The sequence below is a fragment of the Erythrobacter sp. JB1-15 genome (assembly GCF_057365035.1).
This window is the reverse complement of record NZ_CP200295.1, coordinates 749,623-773,521: the sequence shown is the minus strand read 5'-3', so window position 1 is coordinate 773,521 and position 23,899 is coordinate 749,623. Positions and strand designations below refer to the sequence as shown.

At 53.7% G+C, this 23,899-nt stretch carries 24 protein-coding genes; 11 read left to right on the top strand and 13 right to left on the bottom strand.

Annotated elements, in window-relative coordinates; genetic code table 11:
- Nucleotides 1-26: 26 nt before the first annotated feature.
- The 3 genes from AC0V6L_RS03685 to AC0V6L_RS03675 all read right to left on the bottom strand — a co-directional run bounded on the left by AC0V6L_RS03685 (nucleotide 27) and on the right by AC0V6L_RS03675 (nucleotide 2,488).
- Nucleotides 27-404: a hypothetical protein gene (locus AC0V6L_RS03685; RefSeq protein WP_486153055.1), complete on the bottom strand. Its 378-nt coding sequence runs from the start codon at nucleotides 402-404 to the stop codon at nucleotides 27-29.
- Between the two features lie 344 nt (nucleotides 405-748).
- Nucleotides 749-1,807 (bottom strand): O-antigen ligase family protein, encoded by a 1,059-nt coding sequence (locus AC0V6L_RS03680; protein ID WP_486153054.1) that lies wholly within the window; start codon nucleotides 1,805-1,807, stop codon nucleotides 749-751.
- 390 nt (nucleotides 1,808-2,197) lie between these two features.
- Nucleotides 2,198-2,488, bottom strand: a complete 291-nt coding sequence (locus AC0V6L_RS03675; protein ID WP_486153053.1) for a hypothetical protein — start codon at nucleotides 2,486-2,488, stop codon at nucleotides 2,198-2,200.
- A 156-nt stretch (nucleotides 2,489-2,644) separates the two neighbouring features.
- Here AC0V6L_RS03675 and AC0V6L_RS03670 point away from each other — a divergent pair, with 156 nt between their 5' ends.
- From AC0V6L_RS03670 to AC0V6L_RS03645, 6 genes are all read left to right on the top strand, one after another.
- Complete coding sequence (locus AC0V6L_RS03670; RefSeq protein WP_486153052.1) at nucleotides 2,645-3,058, top strand: methyltransferase; 414 nt, start codon at nucleotides 2,645-2,647, stop codon at nucleotides 3,056-3,058.
- A 68-nt stretch (nucleotides 3,059-3,126) separates the two neighbouring features.
- Nucleotides 3,127-3,795 carry a hypothetical protein gene (locus AC0V6L_RS03665; RefSeq protein WP_486153051.1) on the top strand — a complete coding sequence of 223 codons (669 nt, stop codon included), beginning with the start codon at nucleotides 3,127-3,129 and terminating at the stop codon, nucleotides 3,793-3,795.
- 85 nt (nucleotides 3,796-3,880) lie between these two features.
- Nucleotides 3,881-5,704 (top strand): asparagine synthetase B family protein, encoded by a 1,824-nt coding sequence (locus AC0V6L_RS03660; protein WP_486153050.1) that lies wholly within the window; start codon nucleotides 3,881-3,883, stop codon nucleotides 5,702-5,704.
- The gene (locus AC0V6L_RS03655; RefSeq protein ID WP_486153049.1) at nucleotides 5,701-5,883 is read left to right on the top strand and encodes a hypothetical protein; all 183 of its coding nucleotides are present in this window, start codon (nucleotides 5,701-5,703) and stop codon (nucleotides 5,881-5,883) included. The genes AC0V6L_RS03660 and AC0V6L_RS03655 overlap by 4 nt, the downstream gene beginning before the upstream one ends.
- Nucleotides 5,884-5,909: 26 nt before the next feature.
- Nucleotides 5,910-6,779, top strand: a complete 870-nt coding sequence (locus AC0V6L_RS03650; RefSeq protein WP_486153048.1) for a hypothetical protein — start codon at nucleotides 5,910-5,912, stop codon at nucleotides 6,777-6,779.
- A gap of 2 nt (nucleotides 6,780-6,781) precedes the next feature.
- Nucleotides 6,782-7,066 carry a PqqD family protein gene (locus AC0V6L_RS03645; RefSeq protein ID WP_486153047.1) on the top strand — a complete coding sequence of 95 codons (285 nt, stop codon included), beginning with the start codon at nucleotides 6,782-6,784 and terminating at the stop codon, nucleotides 7,064-7,066.
- Here the strand turns inward: AC0V6L_RS03645 and AC0V6L_RS03640 are convergent.
- Nucleotides 7,063-8,706, bottom strand: coding sequence for an ABC transporter ATP-binding protein (locus AC0V6L_RS03640; protein WP_486153046.1), 1,644 nt, complete (start codon nucleotides 8,704-8,706; stop codon nucleotides 7,063-7,065). The two genes, AC0V6L_RS03645 and AC0V6L_RS03640, sit on opposite strands and share 4 nt — an antisense overlap.
- Nucleotides 8,699-9,826, bottom strand: coding sequence for a nucleotidyltransferase family protein (locus AC0V6L_RS03635; protein WP_486155041.1), 1,128 nt, complete (start codon nucleotides 9,824-9,826; stop codon nucleotides 8,699-8,701). The genes AC0V6L_RS03640 and AC0V6L_RS03635 overlap by 8 nt, the downstream gene beginning before the upstream one ends.
- A gap of 261 nt (nucleotides 9,827-10,087) precedes the next feature.
- Here AC0V6L_RS03635 and rfbB point away from each other — a divergent pair, with 261 nt between their 5' ends.
- Genes rfbB through AC0V6L_RS03620 form a run of 3 tightly spaced genes read left to right on the top strand, consistent with a single transcriptional unit; the run spans nucleotide 10,088 to nucleotide 12,563 of the window.
- Nucleotides 10,088-11,155 carry a dTDP-glucose 4,6-dehydratase gene (rfbB, locus tag AC0V6L_RS03630; protein ID WP_486155040.1) on the top strand — a complete coding sequence of 356 codons (1,068 nt, stop codon included), beginning with the start codon at nucleotides 10,088-10,090 and terminating at the stop codon, nucleotides 11,153-11,155.
- Between the two features lie 3 nt (nucleotides 11,156-11,158).
- The gene (locus tag AC0V6L_RS03625; protein ID WP_486153045.1) at nucleotides 11,159-11,791 is read left to right on the top strand and encodes a methyltransferase domain-containing protein; all 633 of its coding nucleotides are present in this window, start codon (nucleotides 11,159-11,161) and stop codon (nucleotides 11,789-11,791) included.
- Nucleotides 11,784-12,563 carry a hypothetical protein gene (locus AC0V6L_RS03620; RefSeq protein ID WP_486153044.1) on the top strand — a complete coding sequence of 260 codons (780 nt, stop codon included), beginning with the start codon at nucleotides 11,784-11,786 and terminating at the stop codon, nucleotides 12,561-12,563. The genes AC0V6L_RS03625 and AC0V6L_RS03620 overlap by 8 nt, the downstream gene beginning before the upstream one ends.
- Here AC0V6L_RS03620 and AC0V6L_RS03615 read toward each other — a convergent pair.
- The 6 genes from AC0V6L_RS03615 to AC0V6L_RS03590 all read right to left on the bottom strand — a co-directional run bounded on the left by AC0V6L_RS03615 (nucleotide 12,560) and on the right by AC0V6L_RS03590 (nucleotide 17,976).
- Nucleotides 12,560-13,291: a glycosyltransferase domain-containing protein gene (locus AC0V6L_RS03615; protein ID WP_486153043.1), complete on the bottom strand. Its 732-nt coding sequence runs from the start codon at nucleotides 13,289-13,291 to the stop codon at nucleotides 12,560-12,562. The genes AC0V6L_RS03620 and AC0V6L_RS03615 overlap by 4 nt on opposite strands.
- 11 nt (nucleotides 13,292-13,302) lie before the next feature.
- Complete coding sequence (locus AC0V6L_RS03610; RefSeq protein WP_486153042.1) at nucleotides 13,303-14,082, bottom strand: FkbM family methyltransferase; 780 nt, start codon at nucleotides 14,080-14,082, stop codon at nucleotides 13,303-13,305.
- Nucleotides 14,079-15,548 (bottom strand): oligosaccharide flippase family protein, encoded by a 1,470-nt coding sequence (locus tag AC0V6L_RS03605; protein ID WP_486153041.1) that lies wholly within the window; start codon nucleotides 15,546-15,548, stop codon nucleotides 14,079-14,081. Before AC0V6L_RS03605 ends, AC0V6L_RS03610 begins: the two co-directional genes overlap by 4 nt.
- 144 nt (nucleotides 15,549-15,692) lie before the next feature.
- Nucleotides 15,693-16,775 carry a hypothetical protein gene (locus tag AC0V6L_RS03600; protein ID WP_486153040.1) on the bottom strand — a complete coding sequence of 361 codons (1,083 nt, stop codon included), beginning with the start codon at nucleotides 16,773-16,775 and terminating at the stop codon, nucleotides 15,693-15,695.
- Nucleotides 16,739-17,704, bottom strand: a complete 966-nt coding sequence (locus AC0V6L_RS03595) for a hypothetical protein (protein WP_486153039.1) — start codon at nucleotides 17,702-17,704, stop codon at nucleotides 16,739-16,741. The genes AC0V6L_RS03600 and AC0V6L_RS03595 overlap by 37 nt, the downstream gene beginning before the upstream one ends.
- Before the next feature lie 2 nt (nucleotides 17,705-17,706).
- On the bottom strand, nucleotides 17,707-17,976 hold the full coding sequence (locus AC0V6L_RS03590; protein WP_486148278.1) for a spike base protein, RCAP_Rcc01079 family: 270 nt from the start codon (nucleotides 17,974-17,976) through the stop codon (nucleotides 17,707-17,709).
- A 248-nt stretch (nucleotides 17,977-18,224) separates the two neighbouring features.
- Here AC0V6L_RS03590 and AC0V6L_RS03585 point away from each other — a divergent pair, with 248 nt between their 5' ends.
- Entirely contained in the window at nucleotides 18,225-19,499 is a 1,275-nt protein-coding gene (locus AC0V6L_RS03585) for a hypothetical protein (protein WP_486153038.1), read from the top strand.
- Nucleotides 19,489-20,421 carry a glycosyltransferase family 2 protein gene (locus AC0V6L_RS03580; RefSeq protein ID WP_486153037.1) on the top strand — a complete coding sequence of 311 codons (933 nt, stop codon included), beginning with the start codon at nucleotides 19,489-19,491 and terminating at the stop codon, nucleotides 20,419-20,421. The genes AC0V6L_RS03585 and AC0V6L_RS03580 overlap by 11 nt, the downstream gene beginning before the upstream one ends.
- On the opposite strand, the gene AC0V6L_RS03575 is transcribed toward AC0V6L_RS03580, so the two are convergent.
- Entirely contained in the window at nucleotides 20,418-21,599 is a 1,182-nt protein-coding gene (locus tag AC0V6L_RS03575; RefSeq protein ID WP_486153036.1) for a glycosyltransferase family 4 protein, read from the bottom strand. The two genes, AC0V6L_RS03580 and AC0V6L_RS03575, sit on opposite strands and share 4 nt — an antisense overlap.
- 83 nt (nucleotides 21,600-21,682) lie before the next feature.
- Nucleotides 21,683-23,896 carry a GumC family protein gene (locus AC0V6L_RS03570; protein WP_486153035.1) on the bottom strand — a complete coding sequence of 738 codons (2,214 nt, stop codon included), beginning with the start codon at nucleotides 23,894-23,896 and terminating at the stop codon, nucleotides 21,683-21,685.
- Between the last annotated feature and the right edge of the window lie 3 nt (nucleotides 23,897-23,899).

The following is a 23,899-nucleotide window of genomic DNA, read 5'->3' as shown; positions in this document are numbered from 1 at the left end:
TGGTGGCTTTGTCCTCGCTGGCTTTGCTAGCGGCACTGGCGTCTGATCAATTCCTTCAGCGCCGCTGCGTGCTTATATGTGTCTTCCCGCTTTTCGAAGGATTGCATTGAGAATTGCAACTGATTGCAATCAAACACGATGCCGCGCTGATTCGCCTCCGACAGAGTTTCGACATAAATATCTGCCGGCAGTACATTCAGGCCGCGCTGAACGAAGGCGGGATGCCATCTGGTTGTGCCCGAAACCAGATCGGTCAGTGCTGAACTGCTATCGCTGTTCGCGGCAAAGAGACGCTTTCCCATATCGACCAGAACTTCATCACTGGTCTGTTTTTGCAGCATTAAAGCGACAAAACGATGGGCAGCTTCTTTCTCATCTCCAGCATCCATGGCAATGCCCATCATGGCATGTTGAGCCAGGGGATCGCGCCAGCCTCGCCGGGCGGCGTGTTGTATGGTAAGCGCGCTGCTTGCCACTTGCCCTGCCCGAAATTGCGCGGCGGCCAATAATCGCAGGTTTTGCGCAGGCATGGGCCTCCGCCGAACGAGGTTTTGAGCATGCGTCAGAGCCGCACTGTGTTCATCATTGGCGAGCGCAGAGGCCGTGAGCCGCGTCTCAGCGAAAGCTCTGAAGGGTTCAGGCACATAGGGCGCAAGCGCAGGTGTTACGCGCGATTGCCGGTCCAATTGCAAGCCTGTTGTCCCCAGGCCAAGCACGGCAAGTGCAATGATCCAAATCGCCCGGCCAATCATCGACTGACTCTCTTCTGCGGGAGCTCACGTTGGTCAATCGAGGATCGGATCAATAACAAAACAGCAACACTCGCGGTTGCCAGCAAAGCCTGATTTCTGAGCGGGAAACTGGTGATGGATTGCGCGGCGAGCACGAACAAAATGGAGAGGCCTGCCAGCCCTGTCCATGGGTCGGCGGCCTTGCGCAGGCCTATCGCATACCACCCGCAAATCAGCACCCAACCAGCAAGGATTATGAGGCCCGGGAGGCCTGCTTCAATCAATAATTCAAGATAGTCATTATGCGCGCGGCCAGCACGACGCTCTGTGATATTCTCAAGCGACTCATCAATCTGGAAAACTTCGTCAAACGTCCCCATGCCCGATCCAATGGGCCAATATCGCTTCGCCGAATAGGCTGCATCTTCCCAGATATATGAGCGCGCATCGCCGGTCGCCTCAAAGCGGGACAGCGTGTCGTTGATGCGCCCAGTTGGACTAGATCCGATTGCGGCGATCACGCCGGTTACAATGACCGCAGCGCCGACTATTGATATCAAAAATGGGGTCCGCCACGCTGTTGTACGATCGGCGTGTCTGAAAGCAAAAAACATGCGGACTATGGCCAGGCCTGCCGGAATGGCGGCCAATACCAGCGCGCTGCGCGAGCGTGTCAGCACGATCCCGACAATCAGCAGCACACACAGGCCAATTCGCACCATCCATATGCGGCGATGCGGGGTTGGTGCGGGCAAAAGGGCTGCGCAGGCCAATGCGCTTACCAAGAAAATTCCGGCCGAATTCCGGTTGGCAAATGTTCCGAACAATACGCCCGGCATGGGGTTTTCAGGATAGAACAGCCCAAATGCGCCATTGCTCAAAATCTGGACTGCGCCAATCGGCAGGGTGATGCCGCCAAGGATGGCGAGGGCCCAACCAAGAAAGACGAGATGATCGCGCCGCAATGCCGAGCCCAAGGCAAGTATGGTGACCGGCACAATCAGACCGCTCAACGCGACCAGACTGCGTGCCGGATCGACGCTGATCGCGGCCCAATCGTCTTGCGCGCCGATCAATGCGAAGGAATCTATAACCGCCTGCCTTCCCGGCAGCGATGTCCAGATGGCGGGCGGCAACGGTATGGCGTGCAACAGGGGTAGGGTCAGACTGGCAAAAACCAGTGCCGTGAGGGCCAAGGGGGCTTTTTTTACCCCGCAAAAGAACGCGTCTCGGTTTAAGCAAAGGCAGGCCAACGCTGACAACTGCACTGCCAAATTGGCAAAGCCATAACGAACACCTCCACCGCCAAAGACAAACGCCATGACCAAAATCACGCAGAGCGCAATCGTGAGCCTATAGGGCGCGTTAGAGGTATGGATGCCCATAATGCCGGCCTAAAAAAAGCGCGAGGCATAAACCACCACGCGCTTTTTGATCAGCATCGTTTCGGCGAAACGCAAGTGCAGTCAGTTACCGCCAGGTGATTGATTGTTGCCATCATCGGCAATGATAAAGACCACTCCCGTAAACCACGAACCAACCAAGAGTGCGATGAAAAAATTTGAAAAATCAGTGGCCAGCCCCGCGCCGGCCGCTTCGCCATCGAGCAAAGCCCCCGCATTGCCATCTGCGTCGTTCGCATTCGTAGCGTAGACGTTGCCACTATCGCCAGCGCGCGTGTTGGCTTGTGCGGCTATGGGCGAAAATGCCAGACCAATTGCTGCCATCATGCAGATCAGACGTGATCGAGTATTCATATCCGCGCCCCTAAAGCAGACCTTACGTAAAAATGCTTAATGCAACCGGGGTGGTTAAACAAGCAATCAACGACTTTTCATCGCGAGCCCGACGCCTTTTTGTCAACGCGCCTCTGCTGGACTTCACAGGGCACAGCCTGTTAATCGCAAGGAATTGTGTCGTCAGCGCTTCAGGAACATATCGAATATCTGTCCATAAAGGGACGGTTTGACCTTTTCGAAACAGCTTTTGCCAACGTTATCCATGAAGGTGCAAAAGTCGCCGATCTGGGCTGCGGTGTTGGTGTGCTGGGTCTGCAATGCCTGAAAGCAGGCGCATCCCACGTCTATGGGATTGATGCGAGCGATGCGATCTATCTTGCGCGCGAAACCATGCAGCGCGCCGGATTAAGCGGCCCATACACTTGCATCTCCGGATCCACCTTTGACACTGAACTGCCTTGCCGTGTCGATGCGCTGGTGTGTGATCACATTGGGTATTTCGGATTTGATTACGGCTTGATCGACATGATCCGCGACGCGGCTTCGCGTATGCTGAAGCCGGGGGTGTTATTGTGCCGGACCGGTTGAAACTTCAAGTCGCGGCGGTGTCATCCCAAAAAATGCGGAACCTCGCTTCCGCCTGGAACGCAGAGCATGTGCCAGACCAATATCGCTGGCTGGATGAGCAAAATCGCAACCAGAAATTCTCTACGCAATTGACTGGAAAAGATCTTTGCTCGGCACCGAGCGTTATCGCAGATATTGTGCTCAACGCGGATACGCCCCGATTTCTGTCGCTAGACACCATTCTCACTGTCGAAGAGAGCGGGCAATTCGATGGGATAGCGGGCTGGTTTGATTGCCATTTGGGTGGCAGTGTTTGGATGACGAATTCTCCCGTTGAGACACGCGGTATTGAACGGCCTCAGGCGTTCTTGCCTGCCTTGAAACCGTTTGATGTGAAGGCGGGAGATCAGATCGGCGTGTCGCTGAGGTTCAATTCAAGCGGCGACTTGATTGCCTGGACTATTACGCCGCCTCTTGACGAGAAGGGCCGCGCCAGTCCGCAAAAGCTGTCCACTTTTGGTAGCGCGGTTCTGGCTCCCACCGATCTTGCAAAGCCCACCGATCAGGCGGTTACTTTGTCTAAAAAGGGCGAGGCGCGTCGTTATATTCTCGGGCTGGTCGATGGAAGCCGCACGCGCGAGGATATCACGGCAATTGCTCTGGCTGAGCGGCCTGACCTGCTACCAACCGAGGCCGCGATCCGCGAATTTGTCGAAGGCGTGATAAAGCGGGACAGCGCTTCAGGCACTTTGCTGTAGTTTTGATATGAGCGGGCTGGCGGCAATTATCCGGACAGATGGCGGCCCGGCAGATCGTGCCGGCATAGGCAGGATGGTAGCTGCGATGGCTCACAAGGGGCCGGATGGGACGACCAGCTGGAGCGATGGCACGGCCGCTCTCGCCCAAGCGACGCTCCATACCACAGCAGAATCGCATACTGCGCAGCAACCTCTGGTGAGCAGCGATGGTCAGTGCGCGATCATACTGGATGGCCTGCTCACAAACCACTCAGAACTGCGCCGCGATTTGTTAGAGCGGGGTACCATCTTGCGCAGCAGGAGCGATGCAGAGCTTGTGCTGGCGGCCTATGACCGGTGGGGAGAGGATTGTGTCCAGCGTTGCGACGGAGAATTTGCATTTGTTTTGTGGGACGGGCGGGCGCAAAAAGCATTGTGCGCGCGCGACCACCAGGGCCTTCGCCCGCTTCTCTACGCCCAGCTGAAAGATCGGGTCGTAATCGCGTCCGATCAGCGCACGATCAATGCCGGGCTTGGATACAGGCCCGAACCCAATTTTGAATACCTGGCGCAATTGTCCGCCGCCCAATTCCATGCGCCCCAGCAGACCGCAGCGCGCAATGTTTTCAGGTTCAAGCCCGCACATTTCTACTGGGTCACGTCCAATGCGGTCACACACAGATGGTATTGGACCCTTCAGACTGGCGTGACGATCCGGTACCGAAATGATGCCGATTACATTGAGCATTACCGGGAGGTCCTGACCCGTTGCGTAACAAGATCGGCGCGCACGGATCGTACTTTGGCTCTCGAAGTGAGCGGCGGGCTGGATTCATCCGCTACTTTTTGCCTTGCGCACGATCTGCATCGAAGCGGCAAGCTGCCTGCGCCTAGCCTACGCGGCTACACACTTCAGGGCGTGCCAGGTTCTGCTTCTGATGAATTGGAATATGCACGGTCTGCGGTGCGCCATGTGAGCGGCACTTTGCGTGAAATCCCGCTGTTCGAACCACCGCTTGATTGGTTCACCCAGCAAGCGGCGCTTGAGCAGGATATTCCCACCTACACCAATGGCGCGATGTCGATGGGGCTGGAGCAAGCGGCAAAAACTGATGGCTGCCGCGCAATACTGGGTGGGACAGGCGGGGACCAATGGCTGGATGGAACGCTGGACTATTATGTACAGCATATCAGGTCGCTTGATTTGCCGCGGATTGCGGCCGCCATTGCGCGGGACAAAGCTGAATGGGGTGCGCGCTTTACGTTTTGGTTTGCCGCAAAACAGGCGATCGCAGCTGCTTTGCCATTGCGCATCGCAAACATGTTTCGCGCACGCACGATAGGCGAATTTGTTGGCGATCTGGCTGACCTCGATTGGCTTTCAAACTCCTCAAAGCTGAGCTTGGATCAAGGCTTCAAACGGCTCGCCCAAAAACACAGCGGCCAAGCGCCGGAACACGCGCGCAAAACACTGCGCCTCGAACGCGCTGATGCCCAATTGGCCTTTGATCTGATGAACCGCCAATATGCGCGAGGGCATGTGGAATCGCGCAGCCCCATGTTCGCTCGCGAATTCATTGAATTCAGCGCGGCAACGCCGGAGCATATCCGGTATCGAGGCGGCGTGACAAAATGGGTCCACCGCGAAGCGATGCGCGGTATCTGTCCTGACGCTATATTGGACCGGCACACAAAAGCCGCTTTTCCCGCCGCAGACCTGGTTGATGCAGCTCGCAAATTCTGCGCAGGTCATGCCAATCTTTTGTCCGCGAATTTGTGCGATGAAAATGGTCTTCGGCGGATCACAGAGGCAGACGAGCTCACGTCATTTGACACAAGGCTCGCGGGGAACTTATGGGGAACCTATGCAAGCGCGGCTTTTCTGTCCTCAGATCAGCCAAAAAGCGGTTTGCAGGGGGAAAATTTATGACGTGCACAACCGGGCATTCGGGTGCCAAATCCGTATATAAAACGCCAAATCTCATCCATTTCGGCTCGGTTCGAAACCTCACAGGCGGCAGCCTGGGTCTAGAGAATGACGGCATGATCCTGATGTCGGGAAGCATGCTTTTGATGGGCCTCGATATGGGCATGATGGGCGGCATGTGATGGAGGGCTGAGTAACGGGCGCTTCTATGCCCGTTCCCCAGCATTTCAAGCACGATATGGACTGGACGCTTTGCCCTCCGCGTGCGCAGCGCCTCTTATCAGAAGAACCATATGATAGCTGGCTGGCACCTGGCGGCGATTGCATCGCTGAGTTTTATCGCACTCAAACAGGGTTTCTGGTCCGCTTTGATGGTAGGGCTGATTTTGAAATCAACCAAGAGGATCTGAGCGTTCGCGCAGTGCCCGCAATTGGCACGCGTGATGATGACATTGCGGCAATAGCGCACAATTCCATCGCGCCGCTCTTGGGTAATTATAGAGGCGGCCTTTACCTTCATGCAAGCGCTGCTTGCGTAAATGGAAAAGCCATTGGTTTTCTGGGGCAATCGCGCAGCGGTAAGACCACATTGGCAGCAAGTTTTGCCAAGAACGGATTTCAATTGCTGACAGAAGATGTGCTCGACCTGTCGCACAGCCGCGAGCGTTACTGGGCCGCTGCAAAGCCAACTTCTCTTAGGCTTTTCTGCGATAGCGCTGAATTCCTTCTGGGCGCACAAGAGGCGCATGACGAGGACGAGGGTAAGCGGTCAATCGCCTGCCCATCTGAATTGCCTTTTGTGCAGAATGGCGCTGAGCTTCAGGCTTTGTTCGTGCTTGGGTCTGACCATTTGGCGCCTTTGCAAGTGCGCCGATTGAGCAAACAGAATGCCCTGGCAGCGCTTATGCCTCACGCTTTCATTCTTGATGTTGAAGACAAAGAATTGCTGCGAAAGCACTTCGAAAAGCTAGCTGACATGGCGCGCGTTGTACCGGTTCTTTCGCTTGACTATCCGCGCGACTACGCGAGGATCCCGCAGGTGATCACCGCAATCGTCCAATCCGTTGAGAAGATGTAGAAATGCCCTCAGATAATTCTGTAATAAGTCCAGCTGAAACGGTGGTCGCGCGACTTGTGGGTGAGGACATGGTGCTGCTCGATTTGGAAAGCGGCCAGTATTTTGGCCTCGATACTGTGGGCGCAAGGGTATGGGAATTGCTTGAAGAGGCACCTCGGACATTGCGCGATGTGAGTTCCCAAATTTACGCCGAATTCGATGCTCCTCGCAGCACCATCGACGCAGATATCGCCAATCTTGCCAAGCAGTTGGCTGACAAGAAACTGATCGTCTCAATGGAAGACTAAGGCTGATGCCTGTCCAGTGATATAACGCGGTCTGCCAAGGCCAGACTGGCAGGACGGTGCGTTATCAAAAGTACGGTTGTTCCTTGCAAGGCATCGAGGCTGGCCTCAACAAACGCTGTTTCGCTATCGGTGTCATACATGCTGGTTGCTTCATCCAGAATTATGATCGCGGGGTTGTGAACAAGTGCTCGCGCCATGGCGATTTTTTGCCGCTGACCGCCAGATAACCTGATGCCATTGTCACCGATCTGAGTGTCGAGACCAGATGGAAGTGCATCAATGAACGCAGCGGCCTGTGAAAGACGGATTGCCCGTTCGACAGCTGCCGGATCTGTGGTGGCAAAGTCGTCCCCGAGACCAAATGCGATATTCTGCCTAATTGTCCCATCGAACAGCAAAGCGCGCTGCGGGACATAGCCGAATTGCCGCCGTAAGGATTGTATCTGAATATCGGCAACGTCTCGACCATCAAGAGTAATTTTGCCTGCCTGCGGCTGATAAAGGCCAAGCAGCAGGTGCACCAATGTGGACTTGCCAGCGCCATTGTCTCCGCCAATGGCGACCATGCTGCCCGCATCAATCTTGAGCGAAAAATCGCGGAGCACATTTGGCCTGCCCGCATATCCAAACGTCACAGTATCAAAAGCGATATCACCTTTTGCAACGGTCAGAATTTTTCCGCGCGCATAGCCAGGTTCCTCCGGTTTCTTGAGTACCGTTCTCAGCCGCACGAGCGTGCTGCTTGCCAATCGGTAATTGCCATAAATATTGGCCAGCGAGCCAATTGGCCGAGTTAGCAATGCCGCATAAAGGACAAAGGCGAACAGCTCTTCTGGCGAATTTTGCTCACTGCCCAATCGCGCGCTCGCTAAGACCAGCAGGCCAATCGCTCCCAAACCAGCGATCAGCGTTGCCATCGGGGCAAGGAATGCTTCTTGACGAGCCTGTGCTAGAGCCGTCTGCCGCGCTTTTTCTGCGATCTGTGCAAAGCGTCGGCTTTGGGGCTCCTCGACTGCAAACGTCTTGATCGCGCTCACCATATTGAGGTCAGTGTTTGCCCCTTCGACCAGGTCATTTTCTGCTTTGCGCAGTTTGCTTGTCGTCACCCGCAAGCGTCTGCCAAATAGCTTTGCGATAATAAAGAAGATGGGCACCAGCAAAGGCACGATTATGGCCATTGCAGGGTCAATCCAAATCAACGCCAAAATCGCGCCCAAAGCCGTCAATATCTGAGCTGGGACATTGGCGAGAGTGGAGGCCAAAAATCCGCTTAGATGCAGAACTTCATAAGTCATCAGAGCGAGCAGGTCGCCATGGCGGTTTTGATCGTGAAACTGCATCGGCAAACGCTGAAGGTGATCGTAGACATTCTTGCGAAGTGTCTTGAGAATTTTCCCTGAAGCAGCCTCTGAAGCGATTGAAGTCGCCACATTGAGGCCAGCAAGCCCAATTAGCGCGGCGGCGATTACCGCGACAAGTATTACAGGGGCTGCTGCGTCTCTGCTGAAGACATCGCCAAGAAATTGCGCTGCAAGCCACGGCAGCGCAAGCGTGCCTATTGCGTTAAAAATGCCAAGGCATGCGATGAGAGCGAGTTCGCCCTTAAATCGCTTTGCCCAATCGAGAATGAACTCAATCATTTGTAAGAACCTTGCGGCACACCCGTGCCGCAGTTTCGGCACAAAAACGCAACTGCAGAACAGGCCTTGGCCAGCCTCGCGCCGCAGGATATTTTTTGGCCAGATGCGAACGTGGAGGCAAAGCGCGCGAGGCCACCATCCGCGCGCGCAGCCGCCACGAAGACGTCGTGCGCAGATCCATCCAAAACTCGTCCATCTTGTCGCGCAGTGACAGATAGGTGGCAAAATCGCTGCCAAGTCGCATCGTCTCAAGCTCAGCCATATGGCTTTCGGGCAATGGAGTATCCAAATTCGCGGCCATCCGCCTCAAGCTTTGAGCGATAAACGGCCCAATTTTCTTCTGCTGGCACAGGATTACAAGCTCTTCCCAAACCGCTTCGCTCGCATGGCGGACAATGCGATTAACATCATACAGCCATATTAGGCGATAGGCGCCGTCCACGCGGTCTGGGCCGACCTGATAGCCGTGCACAAAGTGCCACTGTTGGTTCAACACACATTGGACCAAGGTGAAAGCAGGAGAAGGGCAACGCGCATTACTGGAGAAGGTGGGTAGGGGCTGCGCGCTGGCAAAAAACTCCTCCACATCCATGATCGATTGCACGATCGGTCTGTCACTTATTTGCCAGTGGAGGTCGATCATATGCACAAATCCGCCACCGCTTTGACGCTGCCAACCTTCTTGAAAAGACAGCCCATGCGGATCGTTGGATCGCGACCAGCCAAGCTCGTTTAGTTTCTCGCGCACTTGTCCAAGATCGCAAGCCCGCACCAACAGGTCACTGTCGCCGCGTCGCCGGATTTCAGGTTTCGTGTAAACCGAATAGGCAAGCGCCGAACCTTTCAGCAGGAGGCAGTCAATCCCAGCGGCACCTAGGCTTTCCACCGCGCATGATACTTCGATTTGATGTGTTGCTTCCCACAGGCCAGCCAGGCGGGCCTCACCGCAAATGCGTTGCCAAATGGCGGCTGGCCAAATGTGGGCTCCTTGTCCGTGGCCAAACAGAAAGGGTTGAAGGCCGTGAAATTCGATCCGCTTCCAAACCTCTTCGGTGAAAGCAGCATCTTCCCAGTCCAGCTTTCTTGAAACCAACCTCTGCGATTGGCAGGCGGGGCGCATCATTGCGGCCAGAAAAGCATCAATCGCAGCAGTGTTCATCATGAAAGGACCGCCGCAATTGCGTGCGGACAGAAGGTAAATGGGCGTTGCGAATACATCGATGCCCAGCATGGCTCAGCCTGTCTTGATTTTCCAGTTCAGCGGTGAACATGCTGTCATCCATCCCCGCTTGCCGATTGACCGCAGGTTTGCTTGCTGCGATGCGAAGACGGGAGGAGACGCTATGATGAGCGGCGCTGATCAGTGCGGGAACAAACCACTTTGACCAAATTGCTCATAACCGGCGGTGCCGGCTTTATTGGCGGCAATTTCGTGCACCACCGGGCCGCGTCCCATCCTGACAATGAAATCACTGTTTTGGATGCGCTGACCTATGCTGGCAACCGTTCGACTTTAGCGGGTGCGGAATGTGTAGAATTGGTCGAAGGCGATATCTGCGACACATCGCTGGTTGAACGTCTGCTCCAAGACCGATCAATCGACACGATTGTCCATTTTGCAGCTGAAAGCCATGTTGATCGATCAATCATCGGACCCGATGCTTTTATTGATACCAATATCATCGGAACGCATAGCCTTTTAAAAGCCGCCCGGAGGGTTTGGCTGGATAGCGGATCGGGCCAGCCGCACCGTTTCCATCATATCTCGACAGACGAAGTTTTTGGCTCTCTGGGGCCTGATGATCCGGCCTTTCATGAAAGCACTCCCTATGCACCCAATTCGCCCTATTCGGCGTCAAAGGCCGCTTCAGATCATCTCGTCCGGTCATATCACCACACCTTTGGATTGGACGTGACAACCAGCAATTGTTCAAACAATTATGGACCCTTTCAGTATCCTGAAAAATTGATCCCGCTGTTCTTTTTGAACGCGTTAACTGGCAAACCGCTTCCGATTTACGGCGATGGCTTGAATGTGCGCGATTGGTTGCATGTGGCTGACCATTGCCGCGGCATTGAAGCGTGCCTTTCCCACGGCAAAGCGGGTGAAACGTACAATATTGGCGGCGGAGCCGAGTTGCCGAACATGCACGTCATCCAATCAATCTGCGCCGAGGTCGATCAGGCGTTTGAAGACATTGAAGGCTTGGCCAGCCGCTATCCCGATGCGCCTGCTGCTAAAGGTGAAAAGAGTGAAAGTCTGAAAACTCACGTCACGGATCGCGCAGGCCATGATCGGCGCTATGCAATCGACGATGCCAAGGCGTCGCAGGAATTGGGCTATCAAGCGCGCCTTGGTTTTTCCGAGGGGCTGCGGCAAACGTTGCGCTGGTATTTGGATAATGAGCACTGGTGGAAACCTCTTATGCGCAAAAATCAGCCGGTCTGAGGCATGGGCATCGAATATCATTCGCAGGTTCGCACCGATATCGTCCCGCTGGTTCCTCGGGTAGTTCGATTGCTGGATGTGGGCGGAGGAACGGGCGCAACAGCGCGCCACCTGAAGGAGATCGGACTTGCCCAAGAAATCGGTGTTATCGATGCCGTGGCAGATGAACATCGCGGAGGACTTGATTTCGCATCGTCGGCCAACCTTGATGACCATGACGCTGTAGAGGCCTTTCTTGAAAGCGTGGCACCGCTAGATGCAATCTTGTTTTGCGATGTGTTGGAACATTTGATGAACCCTTGGGGGCTGGTGCAATTGGCTTCTCGGTATCTTTCTGCGGAAGGTGTTTTGATCGCCAGCGTGCCCAATATTCGCCACGTATCTGCACTTGGGCCTTTGCTGCTAAAGAATGAATGGACCTACGCCGAAACAGGACTGCTTGATCGCACTCACCTGCGCTTTTTCGTTCAAGATACAGCCAAAAAATTGATGGAGCCCGACGGGTTTGCTGTCGATAAATTGATCGGCACAGCCATTACCAATCGCAAACATCGTTTGATAAACGCGATGACAATCGGCGCTGCATCATCATTCTTTACTCTCCAATATTTGATTAGAGCCAAGCGTGATGACTGATCTTTGTGCTGATGATTTTTGCGCGATTGCTGCTGTCAATGACGAGGCAATCTTGCGCGATTGCTTAGCGCGTTCGCCTGATATCGTTGAGGGCCGCTTGCCGCTGACAGTTATCAAGCACGCCCCATCAATGCCGGAGGCGTATAATCAAGGGCTGATGCAAACAGACCGGCCAATCTGTGTCTTGGTGCATCAGGATGTCTATTTGCCAGCCGGTTGGCTGGATCAGGCAATTGCTGCGCTGAACGCTCTTACAGAAAGTCAGCCAAGTTGGATGGTCGCAGGCCCTTACGGGGTGTGCGATGATGGCCGCCATGTGGGACGCGTTTGGGATGCCAATATGAAGCGCGAATTGGGCGTTCCTGGTTTTGCCCCTCAACGCGTGGGCTCTTTGGACGAATTGCTTTTGATCCTCAGGCGAACAGATCAATTTGTATTTGATGAAGCGCTCCCGCACTTTCACCTCTACGGTACCGATTTGGTGCAAAGCGCGCGGGCCATGGGGCGCGGCGCTTTCGCAATTGAAATACCCGTGGTGCACAACAATCGGCCGTGGGACTCTCTGGGCGGGGGTTATGCGGATGCCTATCGGTATGCGCGCGATAAATGGCGCGCGAACCTGCCAATCCACACCACTGTATGCTCGCTTTCCAAAAACCCCTTACCCTTGCTACGAGCGCGTTGGCGCAGGCGACATATCAAAACCCGCGACGACCATAAACTGGCCGATTCGCGTGAACTTGCCCGTTTGGCCGGATACGAAATGGGCTAGTCGCGTGAGGCAAGCGCGCGTTTGGCCTTGGTGATGGCGCGTTTCCAGAACGAGCACCGCTGATGCGCAACGCGGTCAATGCGGGCCGGATCGATACCGTTGTTGCCATCAAGTGATTGAAATTTCAGCTGCGTCTTACGCAAGACCCATGAAAAGCTCATTTGATCGCGTTTCGTGTATTCAAAGATTTGCGACCACCACAAACTCATCGCCGCGGCCAGCCTGGTTGCTTTGTGATCCCGGACCAGAACGTAGCATGCGGGAATGGGAGCATTGAGATCGATCCCGTCGCTTGCATAGGTCGCCAATTGCTTTTCAACCCGTGCAAAATCCCAGCTATCGAATTTGCTTAGGGCACAGATCTCCGCCTCTTTTGAAAGCGAATGTCCGTGCGGGTGCCAAAAAGCCCCAATATCGGCGCTTTTTGACCTAATCTGCCCCACTAGATCCCTAAATTGTCCGTCAAAACGGATGTTGCCATCCATATAGATCGACCACCGGGCAGTGGGGAAAAGGTGGTGAGCGAAGAATTTGTGGAACCGATTGATGTCGTGGCCGCGAGTCAAGGCTGGCGGATTTTGCAAGGGACGGACATCCCAGCCGCTTGAGTGAATTTTGGCCGGCTGATCTGTAAAACACACAAAGGAAATGCCGGCCTCGCTTGGCGCTTGCATCAGTTCTTTGTCGTAGCCGCCTGTGATGCAGGTATAGACAATGATATCGGTCATTTTGGCCAGGCTTAGCGGGTCAAAACGAGGAACTGATCGTCGATATTGAAGTGGGCTTTGAACCCTTCTCGATCAAAGACAGCCATCATTTCTGCCATTTTTGCGTCTCCCAAAATCGCAGGGTGCGCCTCCAGGATCAGCTTTCGTAATAAGCCAAACGACGTGGCCTGTGTGAAAAGGTCATATTCCCCGCCTTCAATATCGAGCACAATAGCGGTGGCTTGCTCTTGTGCGATAACATCTTCGAATTGGAGGCATGGGACAGCCTCAACAATTTCGCCGCCATCTCGGTCATACATGGACGAAGAACTGGCATTTGCGTTGGACGAAAATTGTATTTCCCGCTCAATGTTATCACCAGCCGCCAAAGTACCAAACTGGGTGCGCACATCTTTGCCGTTCAGGTCAAACATATGCTTGGCCATCGCAAGGTTTCGGCGGTCTGCCTCAATCACAATATGCTGTTCGCGACTGACCAAATCGTAAAGGATGAGCGATGTGACCCCCATGCAAGCGCCCAATTCGATAACGCGATCATCTTTGCTGATAAGATCGCGGATCATCTCGATTTCCATCCTTTCATAGGAGTTTTTGAGAATGGAGCCGCCGATCAGCGCATTGCAGCGCGGATGATGAATATCGAACAGGTTTCCTTCATACTCCACCACAGGGCCATGTTTGGCGACCAGTTCTTCATTGGAAAGCTGGCGCTTAATCCCCAGTGCGTGCGCCATCTTGCGAATTGGCCGTTTGACGTCCTCGGCCAGAATGTTGAATTGGGTGCGGCTCATTGTTCTTGCCTTTTGGCGGGCTTGGAAAACGTGGCCTGGAGGCTGTCGAAAATCATCCGCAAACCCTCAGGGAACAGGCGATGGGCAATCACAAGGCAACTCACAAACAAAAGTCCATTACCAGCCCACAAGGTCAACGGATCCAGCATGAGGGCATTCCAGATAACGGCGGCAATCAGGGCGAACCCAGGAAGCCAGGCAATTGGCAGCACATCACTCAGCAATTTGCCGAACCCGCAAAGCAGGGCCGCATCCAGAACAGAGCGGGCATTGCGTGCCAGCGCAACACCAACAATTCCGCCCAAAAGCGCCCCGATCACCACCAGAACCGCGTAAGGCGGTGCTTGCCATGCGCTCACGATAAAGGTGGCTTTGGGCCGCCCTTGTGCCTCTAGCAGCATAATCGCCACTATTGCGATCGCATTGACCCACAAGGAAAGCGTGACGAGGCTGGCTGCAAGCCCTGCTTCTGCTGCAAAATCAGCACTGATCCAGAGCGAGAGAAATGGCCGGAACAAGACAATCGCCAACAGACAAACGATAGTCATCACGGCTAGATTCGCCCGAATTGCCCGAACAGCAAGATCCCGAGCCTGTGGCGCGCTGCGTTTGGCAAAATCGGGAAACATAGCACTGGCAAGCGCGCGGGGGATCTGCCCGCCTCGCGAAATGAGCTGAAAGGGAATTGCATAATATGTGACGGCGATAGGCGTGAGCAGCGCCGCAATCACGAAACGATCCAGATTGCCGACAAATTGAAGGATCGATTTGCCCAAAGTGACCCAGCCGCCATAACCCAGCATCTCTTTAAACAAGTTAGCGTCACCCAGCCGCGGAATAAGCGTGGCGTCCATGGCGCGAAAGGCCATTGCCGCAAAAATGCTTAACCCCAAGGCTCTGGCGGCAACGGTAGCGGGAACAGCGACATCAAGCGTTGGTGATATCCAGATCACTGCGGCCAATGGAAGAAACTGGACCAGAACCGCGCCAAATAGGGCTCTGATATTGAGAGCCAAGAATTTGCCTTTTCCCATAAGGGTTCCGGCAAACACGCCTTCCAAAGTTGTGATCGGTATAGCGAGCGCGATCCAGATATAAGTCGTCTCAAGCTCTGCCAATAGATCATCTGGGGTGTTGAAAATATGCTCGAACAGCACTGGAGCGAGCCCGTAGACGAGGGCGCCACCAGCAAGGCCAAAGCCTAGATTGAGGACGATAGCAGTCCACAAAATCCGCTCAGTTTGGCTATCATCGTCATTTGTCGAACGAGCGGCTTTGTAAGCAGTTGCCTGACCCAGACCAAAATCGAAAAAGCCGAAATATCCTGTCAGCAGCCACACAATTGCAAGAAGGCCGTACCGTACATCTCCAACCCAGCCGAGATAGAGAGGAACGCTGATCAGCATTAGCAAGGCGGGTGCAAACGTCCCGCCCAAATTGTATGCAGTGTTTCGTTTGACACCCATACTAGGCGGTTTGCCGCACTAGAAGGCAATCCGCAAATTCTCTGCGACTTAAATGTCGGCAATCTCCGGCTGTGGGTCTCTGTAACAAGGCAAAGGATGCGCGTGATGGTTTGTCGAGGCACCAACCATCACGCGCTGACTTCGCTATTTGATCGCGCCAACTGCGGCTAGCCCGATGCGTTTTTTGCCAAACAGATCAAAGCCGAAAATGGGCGGCTTTGATTGGGTCACGAGTTGGCCCTGCGGGGCAAAATTGCCATTGGCGGCATTGTTGAACAATGTCTCCATTGTTCCGCCAATCGTAGCATTGGTTTCAACCGAGAATGCCGTTCCGCCTGCGGCGTAGTGGCTCGAGGTGACCGTGCCTGCAAAGCTTGATCCGCTCTCCGATCCACCGCTTTCAAGCACATTATGACTCATCAAAAGATAGCTGTCGGCGGCGAAATTCGCTCTCACCGTCAAGCCTTGGTTGGGCATTGAATTGTGAGCAAAAATCAGATGGCTGTGCGTGCCATCCAACTGCGACACACCGTCTGTATCGACGCTTTGATGCCAGGCATTGTTGACGATCGCGAAGTCCTGATGACTGCCATTCTCAGTCAAGAAAATGGTCTGGCCGAACAAATCCCAGCTTCTGTTGCCATAGACCAAGACATTCTCACGGGTCGAGTTGGTGGTGTTGCCTTGATACCAATCAGCATGAAGATCAAACTGGGTCACGAGCGTCAGCCCGCCTTCAACATTTGTATCGCCAAACGAGCCACCAGACGAATTAGCCAAGCTTAGCGCTGTGGCTCTGCGAGTGTCATCAAGAACTGCGGCAGACCAGCCGGAAATGCCATTGATCCAGTCGGCTACCGCTTGGACAGTGAATGTGCCGTTTGTACGATCCGAACCGGATTTGCCGACGCTGAATGATCCGACTGTGGTGCCATTTTCCTTGGCCGTGAAAGTCCGAGTATTGACATCATTCGCGCCTGACAAAGACAATGTAGCACCAGTAGGGCCGGTGACAGTCAGTGAGGCAATTTCGCTCGAGAATGACCTGCTGTCGTGGACTTTGACGATATTGCTTGCAACACAATGCGCGCGACTGAACAGATCGTTGGCGACGTTTTCGAAAATGCAGCCACGCACCAATTCAATCCCGCGCATGCCCGCGTCAAGCAGGAAGTCAAACGAACAATCAGTCAGCCATGCGCCATCTTCGCCAATACTCTCAAACAAATATTGGACAGTTTTCGGTCCGCGGAACAACGTGGGGTCATCAAACCCGCCCGTATCGGTGAATCGCACTCCGTCGAAAAGCGGCTGGGTTTGGCCTGACCTTCCCCAAATGCGACCAAATAGCGCATATCGAACGTAATGTTGGACCCGCGCCAGTGCAGCCCGCCGATCCGCGAAATAAACGTGCCCGCATCCTCGAGCGTTTTTGAAACGGTGACCGGCTCATCCCATTCGATGACGATGCGTCCATCGGGTTCAAAGTCGTAGTTATTGAGATAGCCGCTCAGATCGAGCGCGGGGCCTTTGCCTAAGACGCGCCCAGTCGTTGCGTTCACGCTGCGCAAATAGGATAGAGCGCGACGCAGATCGTGATAGTTTTCGCCAACGACGCTTGGTTGAGAAAGATCGATTGTTACCTCATATTCGAATTCTGTGTCAGCCAAGACATACGAATACGGGCCGATCACTCGGTTCTGCATGGTTGCATCTGCTGGGATGGCTTCGATGTAGAGTTGAGCGATGCCGCTGAGCGCTTCCTTGCTTAGTGTTACCCAATAGCCAAGCTGCCTGTATGCTGACCCATCGTGACGCACGAAAGTTTGTAATGTGGGTTCGATGACATCGATAACATTTCCCTCAAACCGGAAGCGTACTCTGTCAATGCCTCCTATGAGAGTTCCGGCATTGTTAGCCAGAGCCATTGCGCCGACCACAAGCGTGTCGGTGACGGTAAGCTTGGGCGCGGTAAGCATGCGCAATATCGGCTTTGCGGTTGTGCGAGCCGGATCGCTGGGCACGGTTCCAAATCCGCTCGAAGCCGTTCCCGCCCAAGCGGCACTGGGCGCAATGGAGGGCGGTTCAATATTGGCTAACCCTCCAATCATGCTTGGCCGTGACCAAGTCGACATCACATCAAAGTTGATGTCCATAATCAGATCAGCCCGATAATATCAGATGCTGTCGTTCCGTTGACGCGAATTGCCTGTACCCGCACAGGCAAGATCGCTCCGCCAGGGAAATTCGCGAATGTGACATCAGTTTCTGAACCGATCGGGCGAAGAACCAGATCGCCACCCGTGCCAACATAAATAGCCTTGGTTGCGCGTGGCAGGTCGGCTGAATTGTGCGGTTCAATCTCAAAACATTCTGCTGCTGGAGAACTGAGGGAATTGGCGGTGTCTTTGAATGGATCTTGGAACATGTTCACTCCTGTTCGAACAAAAAGAGAACATTTGATACTGATTCGGATCCATGTAGGAAAGTGAATTGCGAAAAGGCACGGCGTGCGAACCGGCGCTGTTAAATGCGCCTAATAGGTTTGCGTGCGCTCCACACAATTCTATGGTGCGCTATATGGCTAATCCGGCTTTTCCCATTCGACCTATGAACCGGCATCGGCCTCGAGCGCCGACTGGACATGCAAACAGGTCCGACACTGTAGCGCAGGCGATGACCCGGATTATTCCCGCAGCCATACTTATATATTCGGCGCTCTTGCCATTTGAAATTCGGATAACGATCGCCGATCAAACGCTTTATCCGCCGCGCATCGCAGCTTTCGCCGTCTTGCCGTGGATCCTTTTGAAGCTGCCCAAAACTCAGGGAAGGTTTGTAATTTGGGATGCGCTGTTTGCGTTTTCGGCCTTGTGGATGGTGATCGCCTTTATGGCCAATTATGGACCGATGACGGGTCTGGTGCGCGGGGGCATTCTCGCGTTTGATATTGCCGTGCCATATCTGGCTGCTCGTGTTGCTATCCGCGATGGCAATGATTTAAGGCGCTTGCTGGTGCTGATTGCGCCAGGTCTTTTGCTTGCAGGGCTTAGCATGCTTGCAGAGGTAGTGGCGGCACGCTCGCTAATCCGTCCATTCTTCGCCAGTATTTTTGGCCCTCTGCCGCTCTATCAGGGCGGCGATGCAGTGGGAGTGGCAAACAGCGCTTCTTTTGAGCGGCGCCTCGGTATTTTACGAGCTTCGGGTCCGTTCTCACACCCCATCCTCGCAGGCCTATTTCTCTCCAGTTTCTTGCCCCTTTACCTTTATTCAGGTTTGAGGCGCTGGCCTCTTTTTGTAGGCATCGGTGCGAGTGCATTGTCGATCTTCTCGGCAAGTTCCGCGCCGATCTTGTTGCTTTTTATCAATGCCGGTTTGTTGGTCGTTGATTGGTTTCAGCGCGTTGTTTCCTTCGTTTCCTGGAAGATAATTCTACCTGTGACCGGGGTGGTGTTGCTCTTACTGCACCTAGGCAGCCAAAACGGATTGGTGAATGTCATCATTCGCTTCACTTTGAATCCTCAGACTGGATATTTCAGGCAGTTGATCTGGGAATATGGAAGCATCTCGGTTTCGAGGTATCCGTGGTTTGGGATTGGGTATGCAGGTTTTGACAGGCCATCTTGGATGCCAGAATCCGTCGACAATCACTGGCTCTTATTGGCCATGAGATTTGGATTACTTCCTGCCATTGGCATGGGAATTGTAGTTGTCGCTGCGATCACGTCGCTGTGCCTCAAGTCTCGTAGCGGCGATGAATTGCAGCGCAAGCTTTGCGTTTCGCTTGCGGCGTCCCTTTTTAGCTTTGCTTTGCTCGGCTTCTCCGTCGCATTTTTCGGCGGCATTTTAACATGGTTCACTATGCTCTTGGCGATTGCCATTTCAATTGCGATGAATTCAAATCGACGCGATATTCCCCAAGCTGGAATAGCGGTTCGCAATGCCAGCTGAGCTTTCGGTCATAATTGTCAGCTACAACACGCGTGATCTGACTCTGAAGGCGATTGAAACGCTGCTTCGGAATGCTGGCGAAGTTGAGCTCGATGTTGTCGTCTTTGACAATGCATCAAGCGATGGCTCTGCTGACGCAATCGCTCAGCGGTTCCCGCATGTTCGCTTGATCGCCAATGACGAAAACCTTGGCTTTGCCGCAGCCAATAATCGCGCTGTTGAACTGGTTGATACTAAATGGGTCTTGCTGCTTAACCCGGACACAGAAACGCATCCTGGCGCAATTGAAAACCTGTTGCGTTTTGCGGAGGGAAACCCTCGGGCTGGTATCGTCGGAGGACGAACAGTTTTTCCTGACGGTTCGCTCAACCCATCATCTTGCTGGGCGAAGATGACGCCGTGGAGCCTGTTTTGTCAGGCCTTCGGTTTGTCTACCTTGTTCGCAAAATCGCCTTTTTTCGACCCTGAAAGTATGGGCGATTGGCAGCGCGACACCGTCCGGCAAGTTGATATCGTGGTGGGGTGCTTTTTCCTTATAGAACGCGATCTTTGGAACGAGCTCCAAGGGTTTGACACCAAGTATTTTATGTATGGTGAGGAAACCGACATGTGCCTGAGAGCGCATCGCCTCGGCTATCGACCTATGATAACTCCTGATGCGCAAATCATGCATTTGGTGGGAGCATCCGAAAAGGTCAGCCACGACAAGATCATTCGGTTGATGCGCGCGAAATCAACATTGATCAAAGATCACTGGGGGCCGGTTTCGCGGCGGTTTGGCCTAGTGCTGTTGTGGTGTTGGATCGCCAATCGGCGAGCGGGTTCGGCGATAAAAGCTATATGGGGTAGCGACGTCCGGGCTTGCGAAAAGTGGCAAAAAGTTTGGACCGCGCGGCGGCAATGGATGCAGGGCTATGGCTAATCCGTTTTGGAGCAAGCATCATCCAAGGCTTGGCTGTAGGCACGCGAAATTACGGGCCTAGAGAATTTCCGAGCTTGGTCGCCTCTTTGCCAGTGTGCCAAACTTTCCTTTAACCTCATCTCATTTTCGCTTGCGAAAATCATCGCTTTTGCGATCTCGTTTGGGTCGCGGGGATTGACGCGTATCGCAAAATCCAAGCCGTCAAAGTAGCCATCCAAAGCATGTCCGGCTGGGTAAATGATGGGCAAGCCAGCATATAAAGCTTCGATGAAAACAAGGCCGAAGGATTCGCTCAGGGAAGGCATCACGAACGCTTTCGCTTCGTTCATGAGCTTGCGCACTCCGTCACGATCTCGCGAGCCGGCAAGACGCACTGGCAAGCTTGCGCCTATTATTTTTTGGCACGCCAGAATGTCATTTGTATCCCCACTACCAACCAATTCGAGAGTCAAATCCGCACCCTTCTTATTCGCGAGGCTCAGGCCTCTAGCGATATTAGCCAAGTTCTTCGTGACGTGATTTTTGAGATGGAAAACCGATAATAAGCTGGCTTCCGATTTCCTTGGCTCAAGCGGAGTGTCAAGATCGGTGGGGCAAGGGATGATGTGTGTTGGCCCCGTTCGTGGCCTCAGTTTCGCCTCGATTTTCTCGCGCGCTATTGGCGTGAATGCCACCACCATCGCGGCATTGTGATAGATTTGCGCGAAAATTGCTTTCAAGTCTGGCCGCGCTCGAAGAATTTTGTCGTCGGTGTGACTTTGAATCGTAATGGCATAGGGAAGCCCAAGCTTTTCTGCAGCGTGCTGCACCGCTATTCCTTCGATTGTCAGCTTGTGACCAAGCAACAATCTAGGCTCATGATTGCTTTGAATAATCTTCGCGGCCAGCCAATCACCCAATTCGATCAACCGCGTCCTGTGCAGCAATCCCTTTGCCGGCGCCTCGTAGGCAATCGCGGTGCCATACCCAAATGGCTGCGACCGAATGGCCATTTTTGCCTGCCCTGTAATTTGCTGCGCTATTTTCAGAGGCGAGGTTGAAGTACGATTGATCGAATAAACGGTATGGTCAAAACCCGTTGAGGTCAGGTCAACCAAACTCTCGATCACCCGTGTTTTCGAAAATTCGATGGGGTCTGGAAAATCCCCTGTCAGATGGATAATGCGTTGACGCTGCAAGGCAGGTTACCTGTCTTGGAGGAGGGGGTGTTGGTGAAATGACATCCATGCCGATCACACGATCATTGCGCTGCAATGTCTGATTACGTGCGATCCTGACCGTATTGGTAATAACCGTATTGATAATCGTAGGCTTGTCCGGCCTCTAAAGCGCGATATTTTGTGAGGATGACTCCCATGACTTTGGCACCAGCATAGCGCATTCTGCGCAGCGCCGCCTTGGTCTGGCCAAATTGCACTTTATTGGCTTCGAGGACAAAGATCGTGCGATCCACCAATGATGCCAAAACGGGCGCATCAGCCAACCCCATCACCGGGCAGGAATCGAAGATAATCAACGAATATTCGTGACGGTTGATCTCAATAAACTCGCGCAATTGCGGCGATGCCAAAACCTCGGTGGGATTTGGTGGAACCTCCCCGACGGGCAGAATATCCAGGTTTTCATGGACCCCACGAATGACCGAAGACTGCAAATCCGCCTTGCCCAGCAACACTTCGATCAGGCCAGAAGAGGGACGATCAATATCCAATAACTGGGCAACTGAAGGGCGCCTTAAATCACCATCAATCAGCAGTGTCTTGCGGCCCATGCTGGCGAACAATTCGGCCAGGATAACCGCCGTTGTGGATTTTCCTTCTGATGCTTGGCTGCTCGTTAGCTGGATCACATTGCTGTCACCGGGCAATGCAAATTCGATTGTAGAACGGATGGATGCATAGGCTTCCATCAATGCGCTAAACCGGTCAGTGCCTTCGGATTCCAGGTCGCGTTCAGCGACAAACGGTGTGTGGCCAATCAGTGGTAGACCGATCTTGCTTTCCACCTCGTCAAGCGAGCGGATACGATCGTCAAAAGTCTCACGCAAGATCGCCAGTCCGCCAGCAAGAGCAAGCCCGAATATCAGGGCAAAGGACATATTGCGAAAAAGACTTGGCGAATACGGCGTGTCCGGCACCAATGCTGCATCCAGAGGTGTTATCGATCCACTTTCAACATTGGCTGCGCTGCTGATCTGATTGAACCTGTCCAGCAATACGCCCAATTGATTGCGTAATGCTTGCGCCTCGCGTTCAAGCACGCCGTATTGAACCTGCCTGTCCTGTTCGGCCAAAGTTTGCCCGGTTAACGATGCCAGTTCCTTGGAGAGTGCTTCTTCCTGATTGCGAGCTACGATAAAATCATTGCGAACGGTGGCTTTGATATTCGCGCTTGATGCTTCAATCTGCGTTTCAAGCGCTTTGATTTGTGCGACCAAATTTGTAATCTGCGGGAAATTGTCATTGTAACGCTGGCGCAGGTCAATGAGCTGCGTCTGCTTGGCGATCTTCTCCGTCACAAGACCCTGAAGGACCGGACTTTGTTGCACTTCGGGCAATTGCGCGGCTGGCAGGTTCTGTACCGAGCGCCATCTTTGTTCCGCCTCGATACGCGCTGCTCTCGCGGCTGAGACGCGTTCGTTGATGCTGGCCAGATTTGACCCCGTCATTGTTCCGCCGCCACCTGAGCCATCTGCACTCGGAGCGGATTGCTGTACGATGATCCCGCTGTTGCGGGCATATGTGTTGACCGCGTTTTCCGCCTCTCTCACCTTCTCCCTGAGGCTCCCAATTTCTTTCTTCAGGATTTCTTGAGCGTATTGATTGTTGCTTACGGAGACTTCCGTGTCGGTGCTCGAAAACGCATCAGCATAGCCATTGGCCAGTTCTGCAGCGAGTACCGGGTTGGCATCCTGGTAAGCGATCGAAAGAACCCAGCTATCATTTGGAACTTCAGCATAGACCCCAGCCGATAATATAGAAGCTGCGATGCTCTTCTTTTCTTCAAGCCATTGTTCATCGCTCAGATTTGGTGGGCGGCTTTCATCAGTGTCCTTACCCAACAAATCATTTCGTTCTGCTAGGTTCAGATTTTCCACTACACTCATAGCCAGCTTTCGGCTTTTTATGATGTCGACCTGAGTGGACAGATAATCATAGACTTGATTGGAAGCGATCCCCGCATCGATGTCCTGACCGGGCAAGATATAATTGCTGAAGGGTTCAACACGCACTGTGGCTTCAGCCTCGTACATGGGTGTTGCCAGCAAAGTCAGAACCAATCCGCCTAATAAGGCGGCGCTCAGGACAGCTGCAACCAGCCAGCGCTGGCGAAAAATCATGCCGCGGATCGATGCGATGTCGATAAATGGTTTGGGCGCTTCGTCCGGTCCGAATTTCTGTTCGGGCAGGTACGTCTCGATCCACATGCCGCCATTCCCATGCTCGGGGCGCTTGATCAAAGTGTTATCATTCATGAC

Coding starts and splice junctions, on each gene's coding strand:
- AC0V6L_RS03685 (WP_486153055.1), bottom strand. CDS start 404: ATGATGGGCATTGCCATGGATGCTGGAGATGAGAAAGAAGCTGCCCAT.
- AC0V6L_RS03675 (WP_486153053.1), bottom strand. CDS start 2,488: ATGAATACTCGATCACGTCTGATCTGCATGATGGCAGCAATTGGTCTG.
- AC0V6L_RS03660 (WP_486153050.1), top strand. CDS start 3,881: ATGGCTCACAAGGGGCCGGATGGGACGACCAGCTGGAGCGATGGCACG.
- AC0V6L_RS03655 (WP_486153049.1), top strand. CDS start 5,701: ATGACGTGCACAACCGGGCATTCGGGTGCCAAATCCGTATATAAAACG.
- AC0V6L_RS03650 (WP_486153048.1), top strand. CDS start 5,910: ATGCCCGTTCCCCAGCATTTCAAGCACGATATGGACTGGACGCTTTGC.
- AC0V6L_RS03645 (WP_486153047.1), top strand. CDS start 6,782: ATGCCCTCAGATAATTCTGTAATAAGTCCAGCTGAAACGGTGGTCGCG.
- AC0V6L_RS03640 (WP_486153046.1), bottom strand. CDS start 8,706: ATGATTGAGTTCATTCTCGATTGGGCAAAGCGATTTAAGGGCGAACTC.
- AC0V6L_RS03635 (WP_486155041.1), bottom strand. CDS start 9,826: ATGCGCCCCGCCTGCCAATCGCAGAGGTTGGTTTCAAGAAAGCTGGAC.
- AC0V6L_RS03625 (WP_486153045.1), top strand. CDS start 11,159: ATGGGCATCGAATATCATTCGCAGGTTCGCACCGATATCGTCCCGCTG.
- AC0V6L_RS03620 (WP_486153044.1), top strand. CDS start 11,784: ATGACTGATCTTTGTGCTGATGATTTTTGCGCGATTGCTGCTGTCAAT.
- AC0V6L_RS03615 (WP_486153043.1), bottom strand. CDS start 13,291: ATGACCGATATCATTGTCTATACCTGCATCACAGGCGGCTACGACAAA.
- AC0V6L_RS03610 (WP_486153042.1), bottom strand. CDS start 14,082: ATGAGCCGCACCCAATTCAACATTCTGGCCGAGGACGTCAAACGGCCA.
- AC0V6L_RS03605 (WP_486153041.1), bottom strand. CDS start 15,548: ATGGGTGTCAAACGAAACACTGCATACAATTTGGGCGGGACGTTTGCA.
- AC0V6L_RS03595 (WP_486153039.1), bottom strand. CDS start 17,704: ATGGACATCAACTTTGATGTGATGTCGACTTGGTCACGGCCAAGCATG.
- AC0V6L_RS03590 (WP_486148278.1), bottom strand. CDS start 17,976: ATGTTCCAAGATCCATTCAAAGACACCGCCAATTCCCTCAGTTCTCCA.
- AC0V6L_RS03585 (WP_486153038.1), top strand. CDS start 18,225: ATGACCCGGATTATTCCCGCAGCCATACTTATATATTCGGCGCTCTTG.
- AC0V6L_RS03580 (WP_486153037.1), top strand. CDS start 19,489: ATGCCAGCTGAGCTTTCGGTCATAATTGTCAGCTACAACACGCGTGAT.
- AC0V6L_RS03570 (WP_486153035.1), bottom strand. CDS start 23,896: ATGAATGATAACACTTTGATCAAGCGCCCCGAGCATGGGAATGGCGGC.